Annotated in this window: 16 protein-coding genes; 9 read left to right on the forward strand and 7 right to left on the reverse strand. The window is 60.0% G+C overall.

Translation table 11 applies throughout. From position 1 onward, the window contains the following. Positions 1-11: 11 nt before the first annotated feature. Both JFT91_RS08850 and JFT91_RS08855 read right to left on the reverse strand, forming a co-directional pair. A complete protein-coding gene (locus JFT91_RS08850) occupies positions 12-2,588 on the reverse strand; it encodes a hypothetical protein (RefSeq protein WP_201232128.1) in 2,577 nt (858 codons plus the stop codon). A 36-nt stretch (positions 2,589-2,624) separates the two neighbouring features. Continuing rightward, on the reverse strand, positions 2,625-5,222 hold the full coding sequence (locus tag JFT91_RS08855; RefSeq protein ID WP_201232129.1) for a hypothetical protein: 2,598 nt from the start codon (positions 5,220-5,222) through the stop codon (positions 2,625-2,627). A 228-nt stretch (positions 5,223-5,450) separates the two neighbouring features. Here JFT91_RS08855 and JFT91_RS08860 point away from each other — a divergent pair, with 228 nt between their 5' ends. The 4 genes from JFT91_RS08860 (at position 5,451) to JFT91_RS08875 (ending at position 14,797) form a co-directional block, all read left to right on the forward strand. Then, positions 5,451-7,763 carry a YgiQ family radical SAM protein gene (locus JFT91_RS08860; protein ID WP_201232130.1) on the forward strand — a complete coding sequence of 771 codons (2,313 nt, stop codon included), beginning with the start codon at positions 5,451-5,453 and terminating at the stop codon, positions 7,761-7,763. 293 nt (positions 7,764-8,056) lie between these two features. Continuing rightward, positions 8,057-11,350 carry a transglutaminase family protein gene (locus JFT91_RS08865; protein ID WP_201232131.1) on the forward strand — a complete coding sequence of 1,098 codons (3,294 nt, stop codon included), beginning with the start codon at positions 8,057-8,059 and terminating at the stop codon, positions 11,348-11,350. Positions 11,351-11,420: 70 nt separating this feature from the next. Beyond that, positions 11,421-13,907 (forward strand): circularly permuted type 2 ATP-grasp protein, encoded by a 2,487-nt coding sequence (locus JFT91_RS08870; RefSeq protein WP_201232132.1) that lies wholly within the window; start codon positions 11,421-11,423, stop codon positions 13,905-13,907. After that, positions 13,907-14,797, forward strand: coding sequence for a transglutaminase family protein (locus JFT91_RS08875; protein ID WP_201232133.1), 891 nt, complete (start codon positions 13,907-13,909; stop codon positions 14,795-14,797). The genes JFT91_RS08870 and JFT91_RS08875 overlap by 1 nt, the downstream gene beginning before the upstream one ends. 206 nt (positions 14,798-15,003) lie before the next feature. Here the strand turns inward: JFT91_RS08875 and JFT91_RS08880 are convergent, their stop codons facing one another. Both JFT91_RS08880 and JFT91_RS08885 read right to left on the reverse strand, forming a co-directional pair. After that, positions 15,004-15,192, reverse strand: a complete 189-nt coding sequence (locus tag JFT91_RS08880) for a hypothetical protein (RefSeq protein ID WP_158836123.1) — start codon at positions 15,190-15,192, stop codon at positions 15,004-15,006. Positions 15,193-15,260: 68 nt separating this feature from the next. Next, positions 15,261-15,848 carry a cytokinin riboside 5'-monophosphate phosphoribohydrolase gene (locus tag JFT91_RS08885; RefSeq protein ID WP_201230297.1) on the reverse strand — a complete coding sequence of 196 codons (588 nt, stop codon included), beginning with the start codon at positions 15,846-15,848 and terminating at the stop codon, positions 15,261-15,263. Positions 15,849-16,189: 341 nt separating this feature from the next. Between JFT91_RS08885 and azu the strand changes: the two genes are divergently transcribed. Further along, entirely contained in the window at positions 16,190-16,633 is a 444-nt protein-coding gene (azu, locus tag JFT91_RS08890; RefSeq protein WP_201230299.1) for an azurin, read from the forward strand. A gap of 172 nt (positions 16,634-16,805) precedes the next feature. Here azu and nadE read toward each other — a convergent pair whose 3' ends face one another. From nadE to JFT91_RS08905, 3 genes are all read right to left on the reverse strand, one after another. Further along, a complete protein-coding gene (gene nadE / locus JFT91_RS08895; protein ID WP_201146858.1) occupies positions 16,806-17,633 on the reverse strand; it encodes an NAD(+) synthase in 828 nt (275 codons plus the stop codon). A 4-nt stretch (positions 17,634-17,637) separates the two neighbouring features. Beyond that, a complete protein-coding gene (pncB, locus tag JFT91_RS08900) occupies positions 17,638-18,861 on the reverse strand; it encodes a nicotinate phosphoribosyltransferase (protein WP_201230301.1) in 1,224 nt (407 codons plus the stop codon). A gap of 220 nt (positions 18,862-19,081) precedes the next feature. After that, the gene (locus JFT91_RS08905) at positions 19,082-19,981 is read right to left on the reverse strand and encodes a LysR family transcriptional regulator (RefSeq protein WP_201232134.1); all 900 of its coding nucleotides are present in this window, start codon (positions 19,979-19,981) and stop codon (positions 19,082-19,084) included. A gap of 165 nt (positions 19,982-20,146) precedes the next feature. On the opposite strand from JFT91_RS08905, the gene amaB reads away from it, so the two are divergent. The 4 genes from amaB to JFT91_RS08925 all read left to right on the forward strand — a co-directional run bounded on the left by amaB (position 20,147) and on the right by JFT91_RS08925 (position 25,802). Beyond that, positions 20,147-21,637, forward strand: a complete 1,491-nt coding sequence (amaB, locus tag JFT91_RS08910; RefSeq protein ID WP_201232135.1) for an L-piperidine-6-carboxylate dehydrogenase — start codon at positions 20,147-20,149, stop codon at positions 21,635-21,637. 222 nt (positions 21,638-21,859) lie between these two features. After that, on the forward strand, positions 21,860-23,143 hold the full coding sequence (amaA, locus tag JFT91_RS08915) for an L-pipecolate oxidase (RefSeq protein WP_201232136.1): 1,284 nt from the start codon (positions 21,860-21,862) through the stop codon (positions 23,141-23,143). A gap of 368 nt (positions 23,144-23,511) precedes the next feature. Continuing rightward, positions 23,512-24,645: a branched-chain amino acid ABC transporter substrate-binding protein gene (locus JFT91_RS08920; RefSeq protein ID WP_201230312.1), complete on the forward strand. Its 1,134-nt coding sequence runs from the start codon at positions 23,512-23,514 to the stop codon at positions 24,643-24,645. Between the two features lie 242 nt (positions 24,646-24,887). Then, positions 24,888-25,802, forward strand: coding sequence for an ABC transporter permease subunit (locus JFT91_RS08925; RefSeq protein WP_201146864.1), 915 nt, complete (start codon positions 24,888-24,890; stop codon positions 25,800-25,802). Position 25,803: the final 1 nt, after the last annotated feature.

Consider the following 25,803-nt stretch of genomic DNA (forward strand, 5'->3'; position numbering starts at 1 on the left):
GGTGCAATTGTTCAGTCCGCGAGATCGAAGATTTTTTGTGCGGTTCTGCCATCGATGGTTTCGCGCCATATGCGCACGTGAGGTCGGCCGGCCAGTTCATCCAGACGTTGCGATGTCACGCCCGATCGACTCTGCGCGAGGGTTTTCAGGTGGCCACCCTTGACCTTGAAGTTCAGCGCCGGGCTGTCCTGCTTTTCATAGTGAAAGTGGACGTGCCACAGGGGGTCACCGGTTTGCCTGTCATTCACCGAGTAGATGCTGAGAAACTCCTTCTGCTCACCTTTACCTCGCGCCACCCGATTGTGGGTTTGTTTGACGCTCAGATGACCGTGGCTGATCAGATACGCCACCCGGTCGGCACTCAGAACAGTTTTGTCCTTGTACAGCCGCACCCGAATGTCCTCGCCCTCGCTGCGCAAACGCTGACTGTTTTCGCGCAGGCGCTGAATCAGCGGCTCGACATCCGTTGCGAGCGGGTTGGGTGACTGTTCGATCTGCACACGCAATTCGTCGAGTTCTTCTGCCTTGGCGCCAAGCCTGTCGAGTATGTTGCTGGCGGTTTCCTTCGCTCTCTCATCCTGACGAGCGCCGGCCAATTGAGCCTCGATGGCTGCAAGGCTCTCGTCGGCTTCGGTCATCAGGACGCCAAGGGTCTTGTCTTGCGTCGTGACGATCTTTTGCCATTCGCCTTCCTTGCGTTCATAGGTCCGCAACGTCTGAGTCGGATTGTCGGCGCTCATCACATCAATCACTTCGTCGCCCGCCGGGGTTCGCCGCGACTGGCCGATACAGATCTTGAAATGGCCATGATGGCGGGCGCGGAACACGCGCTTGGGCGGCGGCGTTACCCCGGTGCGGTCCTGTGCGGGGATGAAGTCGAAGTCGATGGGTTGGTCATGGATCGGTAGCACCATGACTCTTTCCAGATCCTGGTCGTAGCGTGCCAACCGTTCTTCAAGAGTGTTTTCGAAGGCACGTATGGCTTTGGTGATTTCGTTTCTCGAGTTCACATGCGCCGGATCAGGCGGCAGGGAAAAGCGTTCGTAAGACGCCCGGATCGCTGCGCACTGGTCGAGCAACGTGCTCAGTACGGCGATGCGGGCGTTGTCCGGCATACGCTCGATGGCTTGAAAGGCCGTGGTCGCCTCCGAGAACGCGATCGCCAGTTTCGCCGGAACAAAATCTGCGCCCATCGGCACCTCCGTCAGCAGACGGCTGCGCGCATCGATCCAGCGCGCGGTCACGGCGTGAATATCGGTCGGGTCGAAACCCACTTCCGTCAGCTCACTCTGTGATGAAGGCGAGCTTTTGAGGGCGTCACTCGCGATTTGTTGGCGCTTTTCCATGAGCGCCAGTTTGTTCGCCAGATAGCTCGCAGCTGTGCGATAGGCCTCAAGAATATCCACGGGCGTGCGCAGCTCCTGCATGTGCCGCGCATCCCTGACGAACATCAGGCGGGTGTAGGCAGCGACTTGCGCTATCTGCCTTTCGAGTAATTCCTTTTTGTAAACGGTGCTGGTTTTGACCATGGCCAGCGCCTCGCGCTGGTTCAGGTAAAAACTGGCGGAGTCATCCAGTAGAAGCATCAAGCGGCGAATCTGTACTTCCATCGCCACGGCGGCGCCTCTTTCACCCTCTTTGCCTCTTGCTTCGCGCCATTCGGTTTCCAGTTGCCGGGAGTCCACGACCGCCTGATTGATCGCCTCCGTGTCGTTTTTCAGGCGCAGCTCCAGGCTGGCCACTGCCGTGGCGGCGATGTTGCTGGTCCTGGTCCTCGGCATGCCGCTGATGCCGCCGACCAGAATGCCCACCCAGCCATCCACCGCGTCGTGGGCAATCGGTTCCGAGCGGCCCGGGCGTGACGCGACATACAGGTTCTGCTCGTCACGGGCGACAGCATCCTCTGGCCGGACAATGCGCATGACCGGTGTTTGCGGCGAGGAAGAATCCTGATCATGGAGAACCTGATACGCGTTTTTTTCGATCACCACGTACAGTTTTCCCAAGTAGCGGTGCAGCTTGTCAGGGCCCGGCTCGACGCCAGTGAAATCCAGATCGGTGCGAAAACCCTGCAGGCGGCTGACCGGCAACGGGTAGGTGACTGGTACAAAATCAGCCAGCGGGCGCCAGAGTTGACTGCTGATGTCGTATGACAAAGTCGGCCCGGAAGGCAGCAATTCGCTCGACAGTTTTGCCCGATACCGGCCCGTTTCCGGTTCGCTCACGATATGCACGACGCCGCCCTCCGCCACGTTGCCGTAGCGACGCCCCTTGAACGTCCTGAATCCCTCGGCGTCGGCGTGCGGAAGCGGGGCCTCGGTGCTGATCCAGTAATGTCTGAGCGGTTGTTGCGATGCCGGATTGAGCACTTCGGCGGCGGATAAAGGCCGGCTGATGGTGACCGCTGGCGCCGCAGTGATTGCCTCCAGGTCTACGTCTGCCGGCGTGCTGTCCGGGCGTTGAGCTGTTCGCAGTGCGTGGGCGGCGGGCGAGTCGATCTGGCGCCGTACAGCGGCGGTTGTCGGTTCATTGGGGCGTGTATGGACATCCACGCTGGTGACGCCCCTGGCGGGTGGTTTCGGTGACATGTCTTCATCCTTGAAGAGGGAAATAGGTTCGCGGTTTCAGCGCGCCAGTTCGAAGATTTTTTGTGCGGTTCGGCCATCAAGGGTTTCCCGCCAGATCGCCACATGCGGCCGCCCGGCTTGCTCATCCCGACGTTGCGCGGCACTGCCCGTTGCGCTTTGTGCCAGGGTCTTGAGGTGACCGCCCTTGACCATGAAATCCAGCGCCGGGCTGTTGTTTTTTTCGTAATGAAAATGCGCCTGCCACAGCGGCTCGCCCGTCTGTCTGTCGTTCAGCGAATAGATATCGAGGAAGTGCTTGTACTTGCCCTTGCCTTGTACCAGCCGTGCCTGGGTTTTGTTCACGCTCAGGTGATCCTGGCTGATCAGATACGCCACCCGGTCGGCGCTCAGAAAGGACTTGTCCTTGTACAAGCGGATCCGGATGTCTTCGCCCTCGCGGCGCAAGCGCTGGCTGTCTTGTCGCAGGCGCTGGACGAGCACGGCGATGTCGTTTTTCGCCGGGTTCGGCGCGCGTTCGATCTGTCGACCGAGATCGTCGAGCGCTTCGGCTGCATCGCCCAGTTGCTCGACGATGTTGGTGGCGTTGCGTTTTGCCCGCTCATCCTTGCGGGCGGTATTGAGGTGCGTCTCGGTCTGTTCAAGATGAATACCGGCCTGGGTGATCAGGGTCGCCAGATTCCTTTCTTGTGTAGCCACCAATCGTTGCCATTCGCCTTCGCGACGCTCGTAGGTCTGCATGACCTTTGCCGGGTTGTGCGGGTCCATGACATCGATCAGTTCTTCGCCCAATGCGGTGCGGCGTGTCTGTCCGACGCGGATCTTGTAGACACCGTGGTGTTTGCTGCGAAACATTCTTTTGGCTTGTGGTGCCGGCTGGTTTTTGCGTTGGGCAGGGATGAAGTCGAAATCGATAGACTGATCCTGGGACGGCAGCGACGTGGTTCTTTCAAGGTCGCGGTGATCGACAGCGATGCGGTTTTCGAGGGTGTTTTCAAAGGCCTGAATGGCTTCGATGATTTCCTGCCGCGAGCTGGCATGCACCGGCCCGGGTGGCAGTTCGAGGTCTTCATACGAGGCCCTGATCGCTGCGCACTGGTCGACCAGATTGCTCAATACCGCCATGCGTGCCGCCACCGGAATACTGTCGATGTCGCGAAATGCGAAGGTTGTTTCGGTAAAGGCGTAGGCAAGGTGGATCGGTTTGAAGTTGTTGTCGGTAATCGGCACATCGGTCAGCAAGCGGCTTTTTGCATCGACCCAGAATGCCTTGGTCTCATGGATTTCCGTTGGATAGAAACCCAGGTCGAGCAGTTCGCTTTCCGAAGCACGCGCTCGCTTGATTATGTCGAGGGCAATCAGTTGGCGTTTTTCCAACAGTGCCAGTTTGCTTTTCAGGTAATTGACCGTCGAGCGATAGGCGTGGAAAGGGTCATTGTAGAAAGAGATGTCCAGCCGTTTGCGTGAATCACCGGCACTCATCAGCCGTGTATAGGCTTCAATGCGTTTTTTCTGAATGTTGTGCAGATCGCTGGCGTAAAGGGTGCTGCCTTTGATGGGTTGCAGAGTATCCCGTTCGTCGAGGTAGAAGTTGGCGGTCTTCTCCAGCGACGCCAGTTGTCGATGAAGCTGCACTTCAAGTTGTACGAGCGCGCCTTTCTCGGCTTCTTTGCCTTGCACCGCACGCCAGGCAGCTTCCAGTACATCAGTACGCGTTGCCGCCTGATTGATCAGTTCGGTCTGGGTCTGCAATTCCAGTATCAGATCAGCCGCTGTAAGGCGTTGCACCTTGTCGGGTTTCGTGCGGCGCATGCCGCCTGCTCCGGCAATGACGATGCCCCGCCAGCCATGCTGTTCATCGAACACGATTGGCTCGGATCTGCCCGGGCGTGTTGCGACAAAGCGGTTGTCGCCATCTGCGGCGATGGCATCTTCGGAGCGCACGATACGCATCACCGACGACTGCGCGGTGGAGGCCTCGGGGTCATGCAGAACCTGATAGGCGCGGCGTTCAATCACCGCGTAGCGTTTGCCGTCAAAGCTGTGCAGCCCATGGCTGTCGGGCTCGACATCGGTGAAGTCGAGATCCGTCAGAAAACCTTGCAGGCGTGTCTCGGTCAACGGATACAACATCTCGGTGGCGGGCTCCACTGACGGGTGCCAGAGTTTTCCGTCGGCGGCCCGCACCAACACTGGCCCCGAAGGGCTCAGCTCGCTCGCCAGCCGGGCGCGATACAAGCCGTTTTCCGCGATTGCCGCAACTTGTACGGTGCCGCCGGGCACATCGACGTACTGGCGACCTTTGTAGAGTCGCAAGCCTTGCTCATTGGCTTGCGGAAGATGCGCATCGGTGCTGATCCGGTAATGCGTCAGCGGCATTGGCCCGGGCACGGCTGCGGGCAGCGTCGCGGGTGTTGGCTGGATGGTGACGGCGGGCACTGGCTGGATTGCATCGAGGTCGACGGCAGCCGGCGTTCTGCCCGGGCGTACAACGCGCGGTGCCGTTATCGCCGTCGCGAGAAGGGCGTCGGCAGGCGTTGGCGTATCGGGTCTTGGTGCAGATCCGCTTGTCGGTTCGCCGGGGCGAGCGTGGATCTCTACGGTGACAATGCCTCTGGAAGGCGGTTTGGGTGACATTGCTTCATCCTTGAAGGGTTGTCGTACTGGGCGCCGGCGCCCCGGAGGGCAACGGTGTGTCGGGTTCGACTGGCGCAGGTCGCAGTGCGGAAATGGGCGCGGTAGGGCGGTTTTCTGGTCAATGGCACGGGCCCAGAGAGAAACCGACCACAGCCGTCGGAATTGGTCAAAATTTGTGCTATATTCCGCGCCCGCGAAATTCAATGAAAGCCAACACCGGTTATCGACATGCAAGCAGCCAAGCCGTTATTTGACTATCCAAAGTACTGGGCCGAATGTTTCGGGCCAGCGCCATTCCTGCCGATGAGCAGGGAGGAGATGGATCAGCTTGGCTGGGATTCCTGCGACATCATCATCGTTACCGGTGATGCTTACGTCGATCACCCGTCGTTCGGCATGGCGATCATCGGCCGGCTGCTGGAGTCGCAAGGCTTCCGCGTTGGGATCATCGCGCAGCCAAACTGGCAGTCGAAAGACGACTTGATGAAGCTCGGCGAGCCGAACCTGTTCTTCGGCGTCGCGGCCGGCAACATGGACTCGATGATCAACCGCTACACCGCCGACAAGAAAATCCGTTCCGACGACGCCTACACCCCTGGCGGTATGGCCGGCAAGCGGCCGGATCGCGCGAGCCTGGTTTACAGCCAGCGCTGCAAAGAGGCCTACAAGCACGTGCCAATCGTGCTTGGCGGCATCGAAGCTTCCCTGCGTCGCATCGCGCACTACGACTACTGGCAGGATCGCGTGCGTAACTCGATCCTGATCGACGCCAGCGCCGACATTCTGCTGTACGGCAACGCCGAACGCGCAATTGTCGAAGTGGCCCAGCGTCTGTCCTACGGGCACAAGATCGAAGACATCACCGACGTGCGCGGCACCGCATTCATTCGTCGTGACACGCCGCAAGGCTGGTACGAAGTTGACTCGACGCGTATCGACCGTCCGGGCAAGGTCGACAAGATCATCAACCCGTACGTCAACACCCAGGACACCCAGGCTTGCGCCATCGAGCAAGAGAAGGGGCCGGTCGAAGATCCGCAGGAAGCCAAGGTCGTGCAGATTCTGGCCAGCCCGCGCATGACCCGCGACAAGACCGTGATTCGTCTGCCATCGGTTGAAAAGGTCCGTGGCGACGCCGTTCTGTATGCTCACGCCAACCGCGTGCTGCACCTGGAAACCAACCCGGGCAACGCCCGCGCGCTGGTGCAGAAGCATGGCGAAGTCGACGTCTGGTTCAACCCGCCGCCGATTCCGATGACCACTGAAGAAATGGACTACGTGTTCGGCATGCCTTACGCCCGTGTTCCGCACCCGGCGTACGGCAAGGAGAAGATCCCGGCCTACGACATGATCCGTTTCTCGGTAAACATCATGCGTGGCTGCTTTGGCGGCTGCACCTTCTGCTCGATCACCGAGCACGAAGGCCGGATCATCCAGAACCGCTCCGAAGAGTCGATCATTCGCGAAATCGAAGAGATCCGCGACAAGGTGCCAGGCTTCACCGGCGTCATCTCCGACCTTGGCGGCCCGACCGCGAACATGTACCGCATCGCCTGCAAAACGCCGGAAATCGAATCCGCGTGCCGCAAGCCGTCCTGCGTGTTCCCGGGCATCTGCCCGAACCTGAATACCGACCACTCGTCGCTGATTCAGTTGTACCGCAGCGCCCGCGCCTTGCCGGGTGTGAAGAAGATCCTGATCGCCTCCGGCCTGCGTTACGACCTCGCGGTCGAGTCGCCGGAATACGTCAAAGAGCTGGTGACCCACCACGTTGGCGGTTACCTGAAGATCGCCCCGGAACACACCGAGGAAGGTCCGCTCAACCAGATGATGAAACCGGGCATTGGCAGCTATGACAAGTTCAAGCGCATGTTCGAGAAGTACACCAAGGAAGCGGGCAAAGAGCAGTACCTGATTCCGTACTTCATTGCCGCGCATCCGGGCACCACTGACGAAGACATGATGAACCTGGCCTTGTGGCTCAAGGGCAATGGCTTCCGGGCTGACCAGGTGCAGGCGTTCTACCCGTCACCGATGGCCACTGCCACCGCGATGTACCACTCGGGCAAGAACCCACTGCGTAAGGTCACTTACAAGAGCGACGGCGTGACCATCGTCAAGAGCGAAGAGCAGCGTCGTTTGCACAAGGCGTTCTTGCGTTATCACGATCCGAAAGGCTGGCCGATGCTCCGTGAGGCGCTGATCCGCATGGGTCGCGCTGACCTGATCGGTTCGGGCAAGGATCAGCTGATCCCGACGCATCAGCCGGCCACCGACAGCTACCAGAGCGCACGTCGCAAGAACTCGACACCGGCCGGTAGCCATAAAGTGGCGAAGGAAGGCAAAGAGAAGACCACCAAGATTCTCACCCAGCACACCGGTCTGCCGCCGCGTGCCAGTGACGGTGGTAATCCTTGGGACAAGCGTGAGCAGGCCAAGGCTGCGGCGTTCGCCCGCAACCAGCAAGCGGCCAAGGAACGCAAGGACGCCGCCAAGGGCAAAGGGCCGAAGCCGACCCGTAAGCCAGTGGTACCGCGCTAAGCTGCTCTAAGCTCAACAGAACGCCAACCTTCGGGTTGGCGTTTTGCATTTCAGGGTTCAGGAGTTGTGTTGTAACCACTGTCCTCATCGCTGGCTTGCCAGCGATGGCGTCAGGTCAGGCACCCCATTAACACCTGCCCGCCACATTTAGGCGCAACTTCGCTAAACCATTTCCCCGCATCGCCCGATTTTGGTGCTGTACTGCCCTGAGCATCCCACTAAAGCGCCCAAGCCTCTGCATGGCATAAGTCTTGCGCGCTTTCGAATACGCTTAGGCTCGCAGGAGGCACGCCGTGTCGATTCATGTCGCATTGCATCACGTCACGCATTACCGCTACGACCGCGCTGTCGAACTCGGCCCGCAGATCGTTCGCCTGCGCCCGGCCGCCCACAGCCGCACGCGGATTCTCTCGTACGCGCTGAAAGTCTCGCCCGAGCAGCACTTCATCAACTGGCAGCAAGACCCGCAGGGCAACTACCTCGCACGCTTGGTGTTCCCCGAGAAAACCGACGAGCTGCGCATCGAAGTCGATCTTCTGGCGGAGATGGCGGTATTCAATCCGTTCGACTTTTTCCTCGAACCGTACGCCGAGAAAATCCCCTTCGCCTACGCTGCCGATGAGCGCAAGGAACTGTCGCCGTACCTCGAAACGCTGCCGCTGACACCGAAATTCAAAGCCTATCTGGACGCCATCGACCGCACACCATTGCCTGCTGTGGACTTTCTGGTGGCGCTCAATCAGCGTCTGAGCGAGGACATCGGCTACCTGATTCGCATGGAACCGGGCGTGCAAACGCCGGAACACACCCTCGAACACGCCTCCGGTTCCTGCCGGGATTCGGCGTGGTTACTGGTGCAACTGTTGCGTAACCTCGGGCTGGCGGCGCGATTCGTCTCCGGCTACCTGATTCAACTGACTGCCGATGTGAAAAGCCTCGACGGCCCCTCCGGCACCGAAGTCGACTTCACTGACCTGCACGCCTGGTGCGAGGTGTATCTGCCGGGCGCCGGCTGGATTGGCCTCGACGCTACGTCGGGGCTGTTTGCTGGTGAAGGGCATATTCCGCTGGCCTGTAGTCCTGATCCCTCTTCGGCAGCGCCGATCAGCGGGATGGTCGAACCTTGCGAAACACAGTTCAGCCACGAAATGTCGGTCGAGCGGATCTGGGAGGCGCCGCGCGTCACTAAGCCCTACACCGATGAGCAGTGGCTGGCGATTCAGGCGCTGGGGCGGCAGATCGATGCCGACTTGCTGGAAGGCGATGTGCGCCTGACCATGGGCGGCGAACCGACCTTCGTTTCCATCGATGACCCGGACGGTGCCGAGTGGAACACCGCTGCGTTAGGTGAGGACAAGCGTCGGCTCTCCGCGGAGCTGTTCCAGCGCATGCGCAAACATTACGCGCCGCAGGGTCTGGTGCATTTCGGGCAGGGCAAGTGGTATCCCGGCGAGCAATTGCCGCGCTGGTCGCTGAATTGCTATTGGCGCCGGGACGGCGTGCCGATCTGGCACAACGACGCGTTGATTGCCGACGAGCAGCAGGACTATGGCGCCAATGGTGAGTTGGCGGGACGCTTTCTGGCGAGTGTCGCCGAACGCCTGAAATTGCCTACACGCTTTGTGTTCCCGGCCTACGAGGACAATTTCTACTACCTCTGGCGTGAGGGTACGTTACCGGGCAACGTCAGCGCCGAAGACTCGCGTCTGGAAGAGCCTCTGGAGCGTGCGCGCCTGCGCAAAGTCTTCAGTCAGGGGCTCGATAAAGTCATCGGTCAGGTGCTGCCGTTGGCGCGTAATGCCAAAGGCGATCAATGGCAGAGCGGGCGCTGGTACCTGCGCGACGAGCATTGCCGACTGGTGCCGGGAGATTCGCCGCTGGGCTATCGTTTGCCGCTCGGTTCGCAGCCTTGGGTGAAAGCGGCGGAGTACCCGTTCATTCATCCCCAGGATCCGAATCAGGACTTTCCCGAACTGCCGGATGCCGCGCAACTCAACCATCATGCCGAACCGGCCAGCGCCGAGGAGCGCGCGCCGAAAATCAACGAATCCGCCGACTGGCTGACCCGCACGGCGTTCTGCGCCGAGGCGCGCGAGGGGCGTTTGTATCTGTTCATGCCGCCGCTGGAACAGGTCGAGGATTATCTGCAACTGGTGGCGGCCATCGAAGCCACCGCTGCAGAACTGCATTGCCCGGTGCTGCTGGAAGGCTATGAGCCGCCGAGCGATCCGCGCCTGAGCAACTTTCGCATCACCCCGGATCCGGGCGTGATCGAGGTCAACGTGCAGCCGTCCGCCAGTTGGGACGAGTTGGTCGAGCGCACCGAGTTTCTTTATGAAGAAGCGCGGCAAACTCGCCTGACCACCGAGAAGTTCATGATCGATGGCCGCCACACTGGCACCGGCGGCGGTAATCATTTTGTTCTCGGTGGTGCGACGCCGGCGGATTCGCCGTTCCTGCGCCGCCCCGATCTGCTGCGCAGCCTGATCAGTTATTGGCACAATCATCCGTCGCTGTCCTACCTGTTTTCCGGCTTGTTCATCGGCCCGACGTCTCAGGCGCCGCGCGTCGACGAGGCGCGCAATGACGCGCTGTACGAGCTGGAAATCGCTTTTGCGCAGATGCCGGAACCCGGCGAGGAGTGCGCGCCGTGGCTGGTCGATCGACTGCTGCGCAACCTGCTGATCGACGTCACGGGCAACACTCATCGCGCCGAATTCTGCATCGACAAACTGTATTCGCCGGACGGCGCCACCGGGCGTCTCGGCTTGCTTGAGTTGCGCGCCTTTGAAATGCCGCCCCATGCACGCATGAGTCTGGCCCAGCAATTGTTGCTGCGTGCGCTGGTTGCGCGCTTTTGGCGCGAGCCCTATGCGCCGCCGAAACTGGCGCGTTGGGGCACCGAGTTGCACGACCGTTTTATGTTGCCGCACTTTATCGAGCAGGATTTCGCCGACGTTATCGTCGAACTCAACAGCGCCGGTTATCCGTTGCGAGCGGAATGGTTCGCGGCGCATCTGGAGTTTCGTTTTCCCAAGGTCGGCGACTACGCCGTCAATGGCATCGAGCTGGAACTGCGTCAGGCCCTTGAGCCGTGGCACGTGTTGGGCGAGGAGGGCACGGCAGGCGGCACGGTGCGCTATGTCGATTCGTCGCTGGAGCGATTGCAGGTCAAGCTCAAAGGGTTGCCGCCGCAGCGCTATCTGCTGACCTGCAATGGCGTCGCGGTGCCGTTGCACCCGACCGGGCGAGTTGGCGAGTTTGTCGCTGGGGTGCGTTACCGCGCCTGGCAACCGGCCAACTGCTTGCAACCAACAATTGCTGTACACGCGCCGTTGGTATTCGACTTGCTCGACACCTGGATGGGCCGCTCGCTGGGTGGTTGCCAATACCATGTCGCGCATCCGGGTGGGCGTAATTACGAGACGCTACCGGTCAATGCCAACGAAGCGGAGAGCCGGCGTATGGCGCGATTCTTCCGCGTCGGACACACGCCAGGGAAACTTCCTATACCGAACGTGGAAATCAGTGACGAGCTACCGATGACAATCGATTTACGACGCTTCCAAATCGTACGCGACGCTTAGATTTTTCGTCTATCCGCACGTCATGTGCCTGCGTTAGTCTGACCGTTCCCTGCTGTCTGCCGAGCTTTCCATGCCTGACCTGCTAGACCGCTACCCGCTGACGGCGGGCACTTATCACGAACTGCTCGACAGCAGTGGCGCAGTGCGCCCGCACTGGCAGCGACTGTTCGATCAGTTACAGCGCAGCACCCCGGCGCAACTGATGCAGCGTCAAGCGTTGCTGGCCCGGCAGATTCAGGAAAACGGCGTCACCTATAACGTCTATGCCGACCCGAAAGGTGCGGATCGGCCGTGGGAACTGGATCTGCTGCCGCATGTGATTGCGGCGGATGAATGGCAGCAATTGGCGGCCGGGATCGCCCAGCGTGCGCGGCTGCTCAACGCTGTGTTGGCTGATTTGTATGGGCCGCAGCGGCTGATCAGCGAAGGCTTGCTGCCGGCGGAACTGGTGTTTGGTCACAATAACTTTCTTTGGCCGTGTCAGGGCATCGCGCCGCCGGAAGGTGCTTTTCTGCATTTGTACGCGGTTGATCTGGCGCGAACGCCGGATGGCCGTTGGTGGGTGACCGCGGATCGCACGCAAGCACCGTCGGGCGCCGGTTATGCGCTGGAAAACCGCACCATCGTCTCCCGTGCTTTTCCCGAGTTGTACCGCGACCTGAAGGTGCAGCATCTGGCCGGTTTCTTCCGCACCTTGCAGGAAACCCTCGCGCGTCAGGCGCCGAGCGGCGATGAGGTGCCGCTGGTGGTATTGCTGACGCCGGGACGCTTCAACGAAAGCTACTTCGAACATTTGTATCTGGCCCGCCAGCTCGGTTATCCGCTGGTCGAAGGCGGCGACCTGACGGTGCGCGATGCCACGGTCTACCTGAAAACCCTCAGCGGCTTGCGGCGGGTTCACGCGATCATGCGCCGCCTCGACGACGACTTCTGCGATCCGCTGGAGCTGCGCACCGATTCGGCGCTCGGCGTTCCGGGCTTGCTTGAAGCGGTTCGTCAGGGCCGCGTGCTGGTGGCCAACGCATTGGGCAGCGGTGTGCTGGAATCGCCGGGCCTGCTCGGGTTTCTGCCGAAAATAAATCAATACCTGTTTGGCGAAGAGTTGATCCTGCCGTCCATCGCGACCTGGTGGTGCGGTGAGGCGCCGGTGCTGGCTCAGGCGTTGGAAAAACTCCCCGAGTTGCTGATCAAACCGGCCTTCCCCTCGCAAAGCTTCGCGCCGGTGTTTGGTCGTGATTTGAGTGAAAAACAGCGTCAGCAACTGGCTGAGCGCATGCAGGCGCGGCCTTATGCCTATGTCGCGCAAGAATTGGCTCAGCTCTCCCAAGCGCCGATCTGGCAGCCTGAGGACGGTCAACTGCAACCCCGTGCTATTGGTATGCGTATGTACGCGGTGGCCAGTCGTGACGGCTATCGCGTGCTGCCCGGTGGGTTGACCCGGGTCGCCGCTGAGGCCGATGCCGAGGTGGTGTCGATGCAACGCGGCGGGGCAAGCAAGGACACCTGGGTGCTTGGTGATCGGCCGCCAAGTGGCGAACAATGGAAAACCCAGCGCAATGTCGGCGTGCACGATCTGGTACGCCGCGATCCGTACCTGCCGTCGCGGGTGGTGGAAAACCTGTTCTGGTTTGGTCGTTATTGCGAGCGCTGCGATGACAGTGCGCGGCTGCTGCGCATCATGCTGACGCGTTACGTCGACGGTGATGACCCGCAAGCGTTGCAGGCAGCGGTCGAGCTCGGTGAGCGATTGACGCTGTTGCCGGATGAAGGCGAGCTGCCGGAGCGGCTGTTGGCGGCGCTGCTCGGCGAAGACTGGTCGTTCAGCCTGCGCTCCAACCTGCAACGCTTGCAATGGGCCGCTTCGCAGGTGCGTGGCAAGCTCTCGCGAGAGAACTGGCAGGCGTTGGTGGAATTGCAGCGCGAAGCGATGGAGCTGGACACCGATGAGCCGGATTTCGGCGAGTTGCTGGATTTCCTCAACCGTCTGGTGATGTCACTGGCGGCGCTGTCCGGGTTTGCCCTGGACGACATGACCCGCGACGAGGGCTGGCGCTTCCTGATGATCGGCCGCCGTATCGAGCGCCTGCAGTTTCTCAGCAGCAGCCTCGCGGCGTTTCTGCGTGGCGCCGGGGCGTTCGATCAGGCGGGGCTGGAATGGCTGTTGGAGCTGGGCAACAGCAGCATCACTTATCGGTCACGCTATTTGGCGGTGGCGCAGCTGATTCCAGTGCTCGACCTGTTGCTGCTCGACGAGCAGAACCCGCACGCGGTGTTGTTCCAGTTGAAACTGGTCACCCGCACGGTGAAACGTTTGAACGATGATTTCGCTGCGCCACGGGAGGCGGGTTTGTCATCACTGGTCGAGCGTCTGGCGCGATTCGATCTGGGCTGTCTGGAAAACCCGTTGTTCGGTGAGTCCAGCGTGCGTGCGGCGCTCGATGGTCTGGCGGACTTGCTGCAAGAGATTGCCGAGGCCAGTGGGCAAGTCTCGGATCGCCTGGCCCTGCGCCATTTTGCTCACGTCGATGATGTCAGCCAGCGTACGGTGTCCGTCTGATGAGTGCTCAGTACCAGATTTTCCACGACACCTGTTATCACTACGACAGCCCGGTTTCGCTGGCGCAGCAACTGGCGCATCTGTGGCCTCGTGAATGCACCTGGCAGCGTTGCACCGAACGGCAACTGCTGATCAGTCCGGAGCCGACGGCGCGGCGCGATGAGCTGGATGTATTCGGCAATCCGCTGACCCGACTCGCGTTCGAGCGACCGCATGATGAGTTGCAGGTCAATGCGCGGCTCAGCGTCGAAGTGCTGGCGCGGCCGGCGCTCGACTTCAATCAATCCCCCGCGTGGGAGCAGACCCGCGACGCGCTGACCTACAGCAGCCAGCCGTTGTCTGCCGATTTGCTTGAGGCTTGCCGCTATCGTTTTCAGTCACCGTACGTGCATTTGAAGCGCAGTTTTGTCGAGTTCTCGCACAGTTGTTTTGCGCCGGGGCAGCCGTTGCTGATGGGCGTGCAGGCGTTGATGCAGAAGATCTTCAGTGAATTCACCTTTGACGCCGAGGCCACCCAGGTGGCGACGCCGCTGGTAGAAGTGCTGGAGCGGCGGCGTGGGGTCTGTCAGGACTTCGCGCATCTGATGCTGGCGTGTGTGCGCTCCCGCGGCCTGGCCGCGCGTTATGTCAGCGGCTATCTGCTGACCCAGCCGCCACCGGGGCAGCCGCGATTGATCGGCGCCGATGCATCGCATGCGTGGGTGTCGGTGTTTTGCCCGGTATTGGGCTGGGTGGATTTTGATCCGACCAACAACGTGCAACCTGCGCTGGAGCACATCACGCTGGCCTGGGGCCGGGACTTCTCCGATGTGTCGCCGCTACGCGGGGTGATCCTCGGCGGCGGCAACCACGATCCGGAAGTACGCGTCACCGTGATGCCCCTGGATTAACGCAGATCAAACTGTAGGAGTGAGCCTGCTCGCGATAGCGGGGTGTCAGGCAGCAGATGTTTGACTGATACGCCGCTATCGCGAGCAGGCTCACTCCGACAAGGGAATTGGGGTGTTCGGAAAGGGGGCTGTGAGGGCCGGCAGTGAAACCGCCAGCCCCGTCACAAATCCGCAGGGTCTGATTCGATCATCAAACCCGGTGGGGCTCAGGCGTCGGGCGCCTGATCTTTCGGTGCTTCAGTTGCATCAACATCGTCTTCCGTTGCCACTTCACCCTCAGGGTTCAGTGCTGCTTCTTCAGCGGTTTGTTTCTTGCGCTGAAGTTTTTCCTCTTTCTTCTGTTCCTTTGCCAAGTCGCGTTGACGTTTGGCGAAGGAGTAATTGGGTTTGGCCATGGGCGATCCTCTAGGGTCGAAGGTGAGGTTGAGCGGCGCGTATTCTGCCCTGTATCGACGTCAGAGGGTTAACCGGGTTTTTGGTCGACCCACTTTGGCGTGACGGTCGGCTTCCAGTTATCCAAGGCATCGAGCAGCGTTTGCGGCGATTCGCTCACTTGCAGCATGTCACGGTGTGGCGCGCGAACGAAGCCTTCGCCGACGATATGGTCGAGAAATGCAGTGAGTTTGCTGTAGAAACCGTTCACTTCCAGCAAGCCCAACGGCTTGCCGTGATAGCCGAGCTGGCCCCAGGTCCAGACTTCAAACAGCTCTTCGAGCGTGCCGAGGCCGCCGGGCAGCGCGATAAACGCATCGCTGAGTTCGGCCATCCGCGCCTTGCGCGCATGCATGCCATCGACCACTTCCAGGCGTGTCAGGCTTTTGTGGCCGATTTCCTTGTCCATCAGGCTTTGCGGAATGATGCCGATCACTTCACCGCCAGCGGCCAATGCCGCATCGGCAACGATACCCATCAAACCCACGGCGCCACCGCCGTAGACTAGGGTCAGCTTGCGCTCGGCGAGCGCCCGGCCAAGGGCGACGGCCGCTTCGGTATACGCCGGAACAGTGCCAGCGTTGGCACCACAAAATACACACACGGATTTCAGAGACATGCCTTCCTCCTGGGTCAATCCGTCACAGGGTAATGGCTGGCACGCCTTGATCCAAGGGCTAAACTTCGCGCTTGGGCATTTCGCAGGTGCCGCTGGCACCACAGGCATACGCGGCAAGCAGGCTGCACAACAGGCCGTTAAAGATCATCACTGGCACTCCGTCTCAAGGGGATGCGCCGATCATAGGTTCTGCTGGTTGATCTGGCCGTTAGATTGTGTCGATGAGTGTCATAGCCTGAAAGTTGTATACAATTTTTGACTCAAGTCATAGGAACTTGCGAAGATTTCAGGCAGTCTTTCAACCATTAGTGTTTTTGTTAACCCTGCCTTGGAGATTCACCATGTTTTCCAAAGTTGTTGCGGTATCCCTGCTGGCGCTGGCCAGCAGCCAATTGATGGCTGCCGAGTGCAAAACCACCGTTGACTCCACCGATCAGATGTCCTTCAACACCAAGGAAATCGTGATCGACAAGAGCTGCAAGACCTTCACCGTCGAACTGACCCACTCCGGCAGCCTGCCGAAGAACGTCATGGGCCATAACCTGGTGATCAGCAAAGAAGCTGACATGCAGCCAATCGCCACCGATGGCCTGGCCGCCGGCATCGACAAGAATTACCTGAAAGAAGGCGATGCTCGCATCATCGCCCACACCAAAATCATCGGCGCCAAGGAAACCGACTCGTTGACCTTCGACGTGGCGAAGATTGCAGATGGCGGCTACGGCTTTTTCTGCTCGTTCCCTGGCCACATCTCGATGATGAAAGGCACCATTACTGTTAAGTAATCAGGACCTTCGCGTCATCGTTCTTCGCGAGCAGGCTCGCTCCCACAGGTTCACACCGTCAATGTAGGAGCGAGCCTGCTCGCGAAGGGGCCATCCGCATCAGTGAATGCAATGGCCAAAGAAAAGCCCGCTGAGGATCACTCCTCAGCGGGCTTTTTCATTCCATCACCGATTACGGCGCAAACGGCATCACGCGTTTGTGGTGGGTCTTGTTGTACGTCGCGACGATGATGTCGAACGCTTCCTGACGTACCGGCTCGCCGTGCAGGAACGCATCGATCTCGGCATACGTCACACCATGCGACGCTTCGTCCGGTTTGCCCGGGGACAAATCCTCAAGGTCGGCCGTCGGGACTTTCTCGACCAGCGACTCGGGCGCGCCAAAGCTGCGGGCAATCGCCCGAACCTGGTTTTTCACCAGACCGCTGAGCGGCGCCAGGTCGCAGGCACCATCACCAAATTTGGTGAAGAAGCCCATCACCGCTTCCGCCGCGTGATCGGTGCCGATCACCAGCCCATGCGCCGCGCCGGCAATGGTGTACTGGGCGACCATGCGCATCCGCGCCTTGGTGTTGCCGAGGACGAAATCCACCGACACCGCGTGTTTGCCTTCAAACGCCGCGACTTCGCTGGCCAGCGACTTCACCGCTGGGCCGATGTTGACGGTGTGGCGTTCGTCCGGGGCGATGAAGTCCACTGAGGCTTGGGCGTCGTGCTCGTCGAACTGGGTTTCGTACGGCAGGCGCACAGCGATGAACTTGTAGCTGTTGTCGCCGCTTTGCTCGCGCAGTTCACGCATGGCGCGCTGGGCCAGCAGGCCCGCCGTCAGCGAGTCGACGCCGCCGCTGATGCCCAGCACCAGCGTTTTGAGCCCGGAGTTGACCAGGCAATCCTGAATGAAGGTAATGCGCCGTGCGACTTCGGCCTGCAAGGCCTGGTAGTCGGCGAACGGCGGTTGCACCTTGAGCTGCTGCGCAATCTCACGCTGTACGGCTTGCATGAATTCACTCCTTGCTAGATAGACGGGAATCGGCAGGAACCTGGAAAACATGTCGCAAGTAGGCGACGAAATTCGGGTCTTTGCAGTGGGACTTGCCTGGCTCGTCGGAGATCTTCGCCACCGGTTGGCCGTTGCATGCGGTCATTTTAAGCACGATGCTCATCGGTTCAACACCCGGAATGTCACAGGTGAGGTTGGTGCCGATGCCGAAGCTGACGTTGATCCGACCGTGCAGTGCGCGGAATATCTCCAGCGACTTGGGCAAGGTCAGACTGTCGGAAAACACCAGGGTCTTGCTCATCGGGTCGATACCGAGCTTGTGATAGTGCGCGATGCATTTTTCGCCCCAGACCACAGGATCCCCGGAATCGTGGCGCAGACCGTCGAAAAGCTTGGCAAAGAACAGATCGAAATCACCGAGAAAAGCATCGGTGGTGATGCAGTCGGTGAGGGCGATCCCCAGCAAGCCGCGGTATTCGCGGACCCAGCAATCAAGCGCGGCGATCTGACTGTCGATCAGCCGCGGGCCGAGTTGCTGGTGAGCCATGATCCATTCATGGGCCATGGTGCCCAGCGGTTTCATGTCCAGTTCGCGCGACAGGTGGACGTTGCTGGTGCCGACGAAACGGCCGGGGAAATCGTGCTTGAGCACGTTGACCACTTCTTCCTGTACCCGGTAGGAAAACCGCCGGCGAGTGCCGAAGTCGGCGACTTGCAGTTGCGATAACTCGTCAGCCGAGGCGTTGGCGGTCAGCCAGTCGAACTTGCGATAGAGCTGCTCACGCGCCTGTTCGAGCACGGTTTCGCGGTAGCGATAGCGGTTGCGCACTTCGCTAACGATGGCCAGCAACGGCACTTCGTAGAGAATCACATGTAGCCACGGCCCGCGCAGACGGATAAACAGCTCGCCGTTCTCGATGCCGGTGTGCACGTAGCGCAGGTTGAAGCGGAACAGCCCAAGGAAGCGCAGGAAGTCCGGTTTCAGAAAGCTGATGCGCTCCAGAAAACTCAGTTGATCGGCGCTCAGGCTCAGCTCGGCCAGACGCTCGATCTGATAGCGGATCTCGGCCAGATACGGGCGCAGATCCTCGCTATTACGGCAACGGAACTCCCATTCGACTTCGACGTTGGGGTAGTTGTGCAGCACCGCCTGCATCATCGTCAGTTTGTAGAAGTCGGTGTCGAGCAGGTTCTGCACGATGCGATCGGCAAACACACTCTCGCTCATAAAGGGTCTCCAGGTGCGCCGCGCTGTGGCGCGGTCTCAATCGATGGCGCTAGTGGCGCATATCAGCGGTGGGGATTGCCAGCAATTTCTGTTCTGGGTCAGGTCTATTGCGGTGAGGGGATTTATCCCCGACCGGCTGCGAAGCAGTTGTCGCTCTTGATATTTTGGGGCCGCTGCGCGACCCATCGGGGATAAATCCCCTCGCCACAGGGCGCAGATGTCAGCCTGGATTGTCGATCTGTTCGAGCATCCATTTGACGAAATCCCGCACCTTCGGCACTTCCGCCGCATGCTCGGGGTAGGCCAGGTAATAGGCGTCGGAACTCGGCATTGCATGCTGCCATGGAATGACCAGTTTGCCGTCGGCCAATTCCTCTTCCACCAGAAACCGTGGCAACAGCGCCACACCGCAGCCAACTTGCGCGGCACGGATGCACATATAAAAGGTTTCGAAACGCGGGCCGTGGTAGCTGTGTTCGGTGTGATAGCCCTGACTGTCGAACCAGTCGTGCCAGGCCTGCGGGCGCGAGGCGTTTTGCAGCAGGACCAGATCGGTGAGTTGCGTAGGGTCAGTGAACGGCTGATCGGGCAGGCTGCCGGGCGCGCACACCGGCACCAACTCTTCGCCGAACAACTTCAAACATTCAGTCCCCGGCCGTGAACCCTGGCCGAAATAGAACGCCAGATCGCTGCGACCTTGCAGCAGATCATCGGCTTCCTGTTCATTGCACAAATCCAGATGAATCGACGGATGACGCAAACGCCAGCCTTTCAGGCGCGGCACCAGCCAGCGGGCACCAAAAGTCGACGGTGTAGAGACACGCAGGACTTCAGTCTCACCGCCGTAGGAACGCAGGTAATGGGTCGACATTTCCACCTGCGTGAGGATTTTTCGTACTTCCACCAAGTACAAATCTCCAGCAGGCGTCATCTGCAAACGGCGGCGCACGCGGCGGAACAACAAATGCTGTAGCAACTCTTCAAGCTGTGCGACTTGTTTGCTGACTGCACTCTGGGTCAGGTTCAGCTCCTCGGCGGCCCGGGTGAAACTCAGGTGCCGGGTCACGGCCTCGAAGCACTGCAACGCAGTAATCGATGGCAAGTGGCGTTTGTTCAGCATGGGTGATCCCTTTTTCTTGTCTTTCTATGCTCAGCATGAATAAACGGAATGATATCTCGCGTAAAGGTCGTTTGTTGCCTCGCCATTGTGACGCTACAACTAAAGGCCTGCCCGGTCGCGAAAAAGCGCCCGCACACATTCAGTTTTTCGCTTGAGGAGTGACCCATGGTTGCCGCATTGCTTGACCGTCTTGGTGTGAACCCGGCCCTTTATCAAAACGGCAAAGTGCCGGTGCATTCGCCCATCGATGGCAGCCGTATTGCCGCCGTGAACTGGGAAGGCCCGGCCGAAGTCGAGCAGCACATCAGTCGCGCAGATCATGCGTTCGAGGCCTGGCGCAAGGTGCCGGCCCCGCGTCGCGGTGAGTTGGTGCGTCAGTTCGGCGAAGTATTGCGTGAATACAAAAATGATCTCGGCGAACTGGTTTCCTGGGAGGCGGGCAAGATCACTCAGGAAGGTTTGGGCGAAGTGCAGGAGATGATCGACATCTGCGATTTCGCCGTCGGCCTGTCGCGTCAGCTGTACGGTCTGACCATCGCCTCCGAGCGTCCGGGCCACCACATGCGTGAAACCTGGCATCCGCTGGGCGTGGTCGGTGTGATCAGCGCGTTCAACTTCCCGGTCGCGGTGTGGGCGTGGAACACCACGCTCGCGCTGGTCTGCGGCAACCCGGTGGTGTGGAAACCGTCGGAGAAAACCCCGCTGACCGCGCTGGCCTGTCAGGCGCTGTTTGATCGTGTGGTGAAGAATTTTACCGATGCGCCGGCGAACCTGTGCCAAGTGATTATCGGCGGTCGCGATGCAGGCGAGGCGCTGGTCGATGACCCGCGTGTCGCGCTGATCAGCGCCACCGGCAGTACGCGCATGGGCCGCGAAGTGGCGCCGAAAGTCGCTGCACGTTTTGCTCGCAGCATTCTCGAACTGGGTGGCAACAACGCGATGATCCTCGGCCCAAGCGCCGATCTGGACATGGCGGTGCGTGCGATTCTGTTCAGCGCGGTCGGCACTGCGGGGCAACGCTGCACCACGCTGCGTCGTTTGATTGCCCACGAGTCGGTGAAAGAAGAAATCGTCACCCGCCTCAAAGCCGCGTATTCGAAAGTGCGCATTGGCAACCCGCTGGAAGGCAATCTGGTCGGCCCGCTGATCGACAAGCACAGCTTCGAAAATATGCAGGATGCGCTGGAGCAGGCGCTGAGCGAGGGCGGCCGGGTGTTTGGTGGCAAGCGCCAACTCGAAGATCAATTCCCCAATGCCTACTACGTGTCGCCGGCCATCGTCGAAATGCCGGAGCAGAGCGATGTGGTGTGCAGTGAAACCTTCGCGCCGATTTTGTATGTGGTCGGCTACAGCGATTTCCACGAAGCGCTGCGTTTGAACAATGCGGTACCGCAGGGCCTGTCGTCGTGCATCTTCACTACCGACGTGCGTGAAGCCGAGCAGTTCATGTCGGCGGTCGGCAGCGACTGCGGCATCGCCAACGTCAATATCGGCCCGAGCGGTGCGGAAATCGGCGGCGCGTTTGGTGGCGAGAAGGAGACCGGCGGCGGCCGTGAATCGGGTTCGGATGCATGGCGCGGTTACATGCGCCGCCAGACCAACACAGTGAACTATTCGCTGGAGCTGCCGCTGGCGCAGGGCATCACGTTCGACTGATCGATGAGAACTCCCTTGTCGGAGTGAACCCTTGTGGCGAGGGGATTTATCCCCGTCGGGCTGCGCAGCAGCCGCAAAACAGTTGTATGCGGTTTGTCTGGCAATACGCGATTGCAGGTTTTGGGGCCGCTACGCAGCCCGTCGGGGATAAATCCCCTCACCACAGGGTTCGCTCCCACAGGATCAACAGTGTGTTTGGCAGGTTTCTGTTGGAGTCTGGCAATGCCGTTACGCGAAGAATGTCTGTGGGAAAAACTCACGCCACAAAGGCCGGATAACACCGCGCTCAAGGGCGAGGTAAAAGTCGATGTCTGCGTTATCGGCGCCGGGTTTACCGGATTGTCGGCGGCGCTGCATCTGTTGGAAAAAGGCAAAAGCGTCTGTGTACTCGAAGCTCATCGCGCGGGTCATGGCGGGTCCGGACGCAACGTCGGGCTGGTCAACGCCGGCATGTGGATTGCGCCGGACGAGATCGAAGCCGGTTTCGGCGAAGCGGTCGGCAGCCAGCTCAATCGCATGCTCGGTGCTGCGCCCGCGTTGGTCTTCAGCCTTGTGGACAAGTACCACATCGACTGCCAGTTACGCCGTGAAGGCACCCTGCACATGGCGCACAACGCCAAGGGCGAGGCCGATCTGCGCAGTCGTGAGGAGCAATGGAAACGCCGTGGTGCTCCGGTCGAATTGCTCACCGGCAAGGCGTGCGAGCAAGCCACGGGCACGCAGAAGATCGCCGCTGCGTTGTTAGATCGCCGAGCGGGCACGCTCAATCCGATGGCTTACGTCACCGGGTTGGCTAACGCCGTGATGGGGCTCGGTGGGCAGATGTTTGATCATTCTTCGGTCACTCGCCTTGAACGCATCGGCCAAAACTGGTCCGTGCAGACCGAACAGGGTTCGGTGCAGGCCGAGCAGGTGGTCATCGCCTCAAACGCCTACACCGAAGGCGACTGGACTGAACTCAAGCGCAACTTCTTCCCCGGTTATTACTATCAAGTGGCCTCGGTGCCGCTGACCGAAGATGCCGCGCAGGAGATTCTTCCGGGCGGGCAGGGCTCTTGGGATACGCGCCAGGTATTGAGCAGCATTCGCCGCGATAAAGAAGGGCGCCTGTTGCTCGGCAGTCTCGGCAATGGCAATCAGAAACCGGCCTGGTTTCTCAAGGCCTGGGCCGATCGCGTGCAGCAGCATTACTTCCCCAATCTGAAGCCGGTCGAGTGGGAATGCACCTGGACCGGGCGTATCGCGTTTACCCCCGATCACCTCATGCGTCTGTTCGAACCCGCGCCCGGCCTGGTGGCCGTCACCGGCTATAACGGCCGTGGCGTGACCACCGGCACCGTGGTCGGCAAAGCCTTCGCGGATTATCTGTGTGACGGTAATCGGCAAGCGCTGCCGATTCCCTTTGCACCGATGCAGCCCTTGGCCGGCGTGGGCTTGCGCAGCTGCCTGTACGAGGCGGGGTTCTCGCTGTATCACGCGGGCCAGTGCCTGCGCATCGTCATCTGAGTGTTGAAATTTGTTGCCGGAGGCGGCGCTTTCCGATGCAGCGACTAGCCTGTAATGGTGCGGGTTGTAGCAGTCCCGCACCAGCAGTGTGCAGTTCGGTGACGCGGGCTGTTACAGGCTGGTTGCACGTCGTTTGGTGCCGCGGTTGCAATGATGGCGCAGGCGGGTTGCGCCTGAAAAAATAAACGGTTTCACCTTCCGCGGTTTAGACGGTTGCACGCCCAATGAAAATGGGAACGAAACAGTCGAAATAACAAGAAAGCAGCGACTTTTTGAAGAATAAAAAACCGATGGCACGGCCCTTGCTCTGAGCATTCAGTGAAGTGAAGTCGCAGTGCCAACTAAAAAAAACCTTGGAGCACCACCTCATGTCCCAGACGTTTTACAAGAAAGGCTTTCTGGCCCTCGCAGTGGCTACTGCGTTGGGTGTTTCTGCGTTTGCTCAGGCTGATATCAAAATCGGCGTAGCGGGTCCAATGACGGGCGCCAACGCGGCATTTGGCGAGCAGTACATGAAGGGTGCACAGGCAGCAGCGGACGCCATCAACGCGGCGGGCGGCGTCAACGGTGAGAAAATCCAGCTGGTCAAGGGTGATGACGCTTGCGAGCCGAAACAGGCCGTGACGGTCGCCAAGGACCTGAGCAACCAGAAAGTCGCCGGTGTGGTCGGTCACTTCTGCTCCTCTTCGACCATTCCAGCTTCCGAGATCTACGACGAAGCCGGCATCATTGCGATCACTCCAGGTTCCACCAACCCGCAAGTTACCGAGCGCGGCTTGAGCGCGATGTTCCGTATGTGCGGGCGTGACGACCAGCAAGGCATCGTCGCCGGCGACTACATCGTCGATGTGCTCAAGGGCAAGAAAGTGGCGGTCATCCACGACAAGGACACCTACGGTCAAGGCCTGGCCGATGCGACCAAGGCCCAGTTGATCAAGCGCGGCGTGACGCCGGTCATCTATGAAGGCCTGACCCGTGGCGAGAAAGATTTCAGCGCCCTGGTGACCAAGATCCGCGCGGCCGGTGCCGACGTTGTCTACTTCGGCGGCCTGCACCCGGAAGCCGGTCCACTGGTCAAACAACTGCGTACCGAAGGCCTGAAAGACGTGAAATTCATGTCCGACGACGGCATCGTCACCGACGAACTGGTGACCACCGCTGGCGGCCCGCAATACGTTGACGGCGTACTGATGACCTTCGGCGCCGACCCGCGTCTGCTGCCAGAGAGCAAGACCGTTGTGGACGCGTTCCGCAAGGCCGGCACCGAGCCAGAAGGCTACACCCTGTACGCCTACGCTTCGGTTCAGACCCTGGCCGCCGCTTTCAACGGCGCCAAGTCGAACAAGGGCGAAGACGCTGCAAAATGGCTGAAAGCCAACCCGGTGAAAACCGTCATGGGCGAAAAAACCTGGGATGCCAAGGGTGACCTGAAAGTCTCCGACTACGTGGTTTACCAGTGGGATGCGACCGGCAAATACCACCAGCTGGAAAAACAGAAGTAAGGGCTGACGCGATCAGTTGATCCCTGCAGATCCTTTGTAGGAGTGAGCCTGCTCGCGATAGCGGTGCAACATTCAACGAATAGGTTGTCTGTGATTCCGTCATCGCGAGCAGGCTCACTCCTACAGGGGGCGGTGGTGATCAGGCTGATCGTGGCTGACATTGCTCCGACGTACATCTGTATTTTTCCTGGAAGAGCCGCACACCCACAGGTGTGCAGGTTCTCATTGCGTGAGATTGCGTTATGGATGGTATTTTCCTGCAGCAACTGGTCAACGGCCTGACCCTCGGGTCGGTCTACGGCCTGATCGCCATCGGCTACACAATGGTCTACGGCATCATCGGCATGATCAACTTCGCCCACGGCGAGGTTTACATGATTTCCGCTTACCTGGCGGCAATCAGTCTGGCTCTGCTGGCGTACTTCGGTATCGAATCCTTCCCGCTGCTGATGCTCGGCACACTGATCTTCACCATCGTCGTCACCGCGGTGTATGGCTGGGTCATTGAGCGAGTCGCCTACAAACCTCTGCGCAATTCCACCCGGCTGGCACCACTGATCAGTGCCATCGGTATCTCCCTGATTCTGCAAAACTATGCCCAGATCAGTCAGGGCGCCCGCCAACAGGGTGTTCCGACGCTACTCACCGGCGCCTGGCGCATCGATATCGGCACCGGCTTCGTCCAGCTGACCTACACCAAGATCTTCATCCTCGTGGCCGCGTTCGTCGGCATGGGCCTGCTGACCTACGTGATCAAGTACACCAAGCTCGGCCGTATGTGCCGCGCCACTCAGCAAGACCGCAAGATGGCCTCGATCCTGGGGATCAACACCGACCGAGTGATTTCCTATGTGTTCATCATTGGTGCAGCCATGGCGGCGTTGGCCGGCGTGCTGATCACCATGAACTACGGCACGTTCGACTTCTACGCGGGTTTCGTCATCGGCATCAAAGCGTTCACTGCAGCGGTGCTCGGCGGCATCGGCTCGCTGCCCGGAGCGATGCTCGGCGGGATCATTCTCGGGATCTCCGAGTCGCTGTTCTCCGGCCTGGTCAACTCCGACTACAAAGACGTGTTCAGCTTCTCGCTGCTCGTACTTGTTCTGGTCTTCCGGCCGCAGGGCCTGTTGGGCCGTCCTCTTGTGTCGAAGGTGTAAG

The organism is Pseudomonas sp. TH08 (genome assembly GCF_016651275.1).
Classification (GTDB): Bacteria; Pseudomonadota; Gammaproteobacteria; order Pseudomonadales; family Pseudomonadaceae; genus Aquipseudomonas.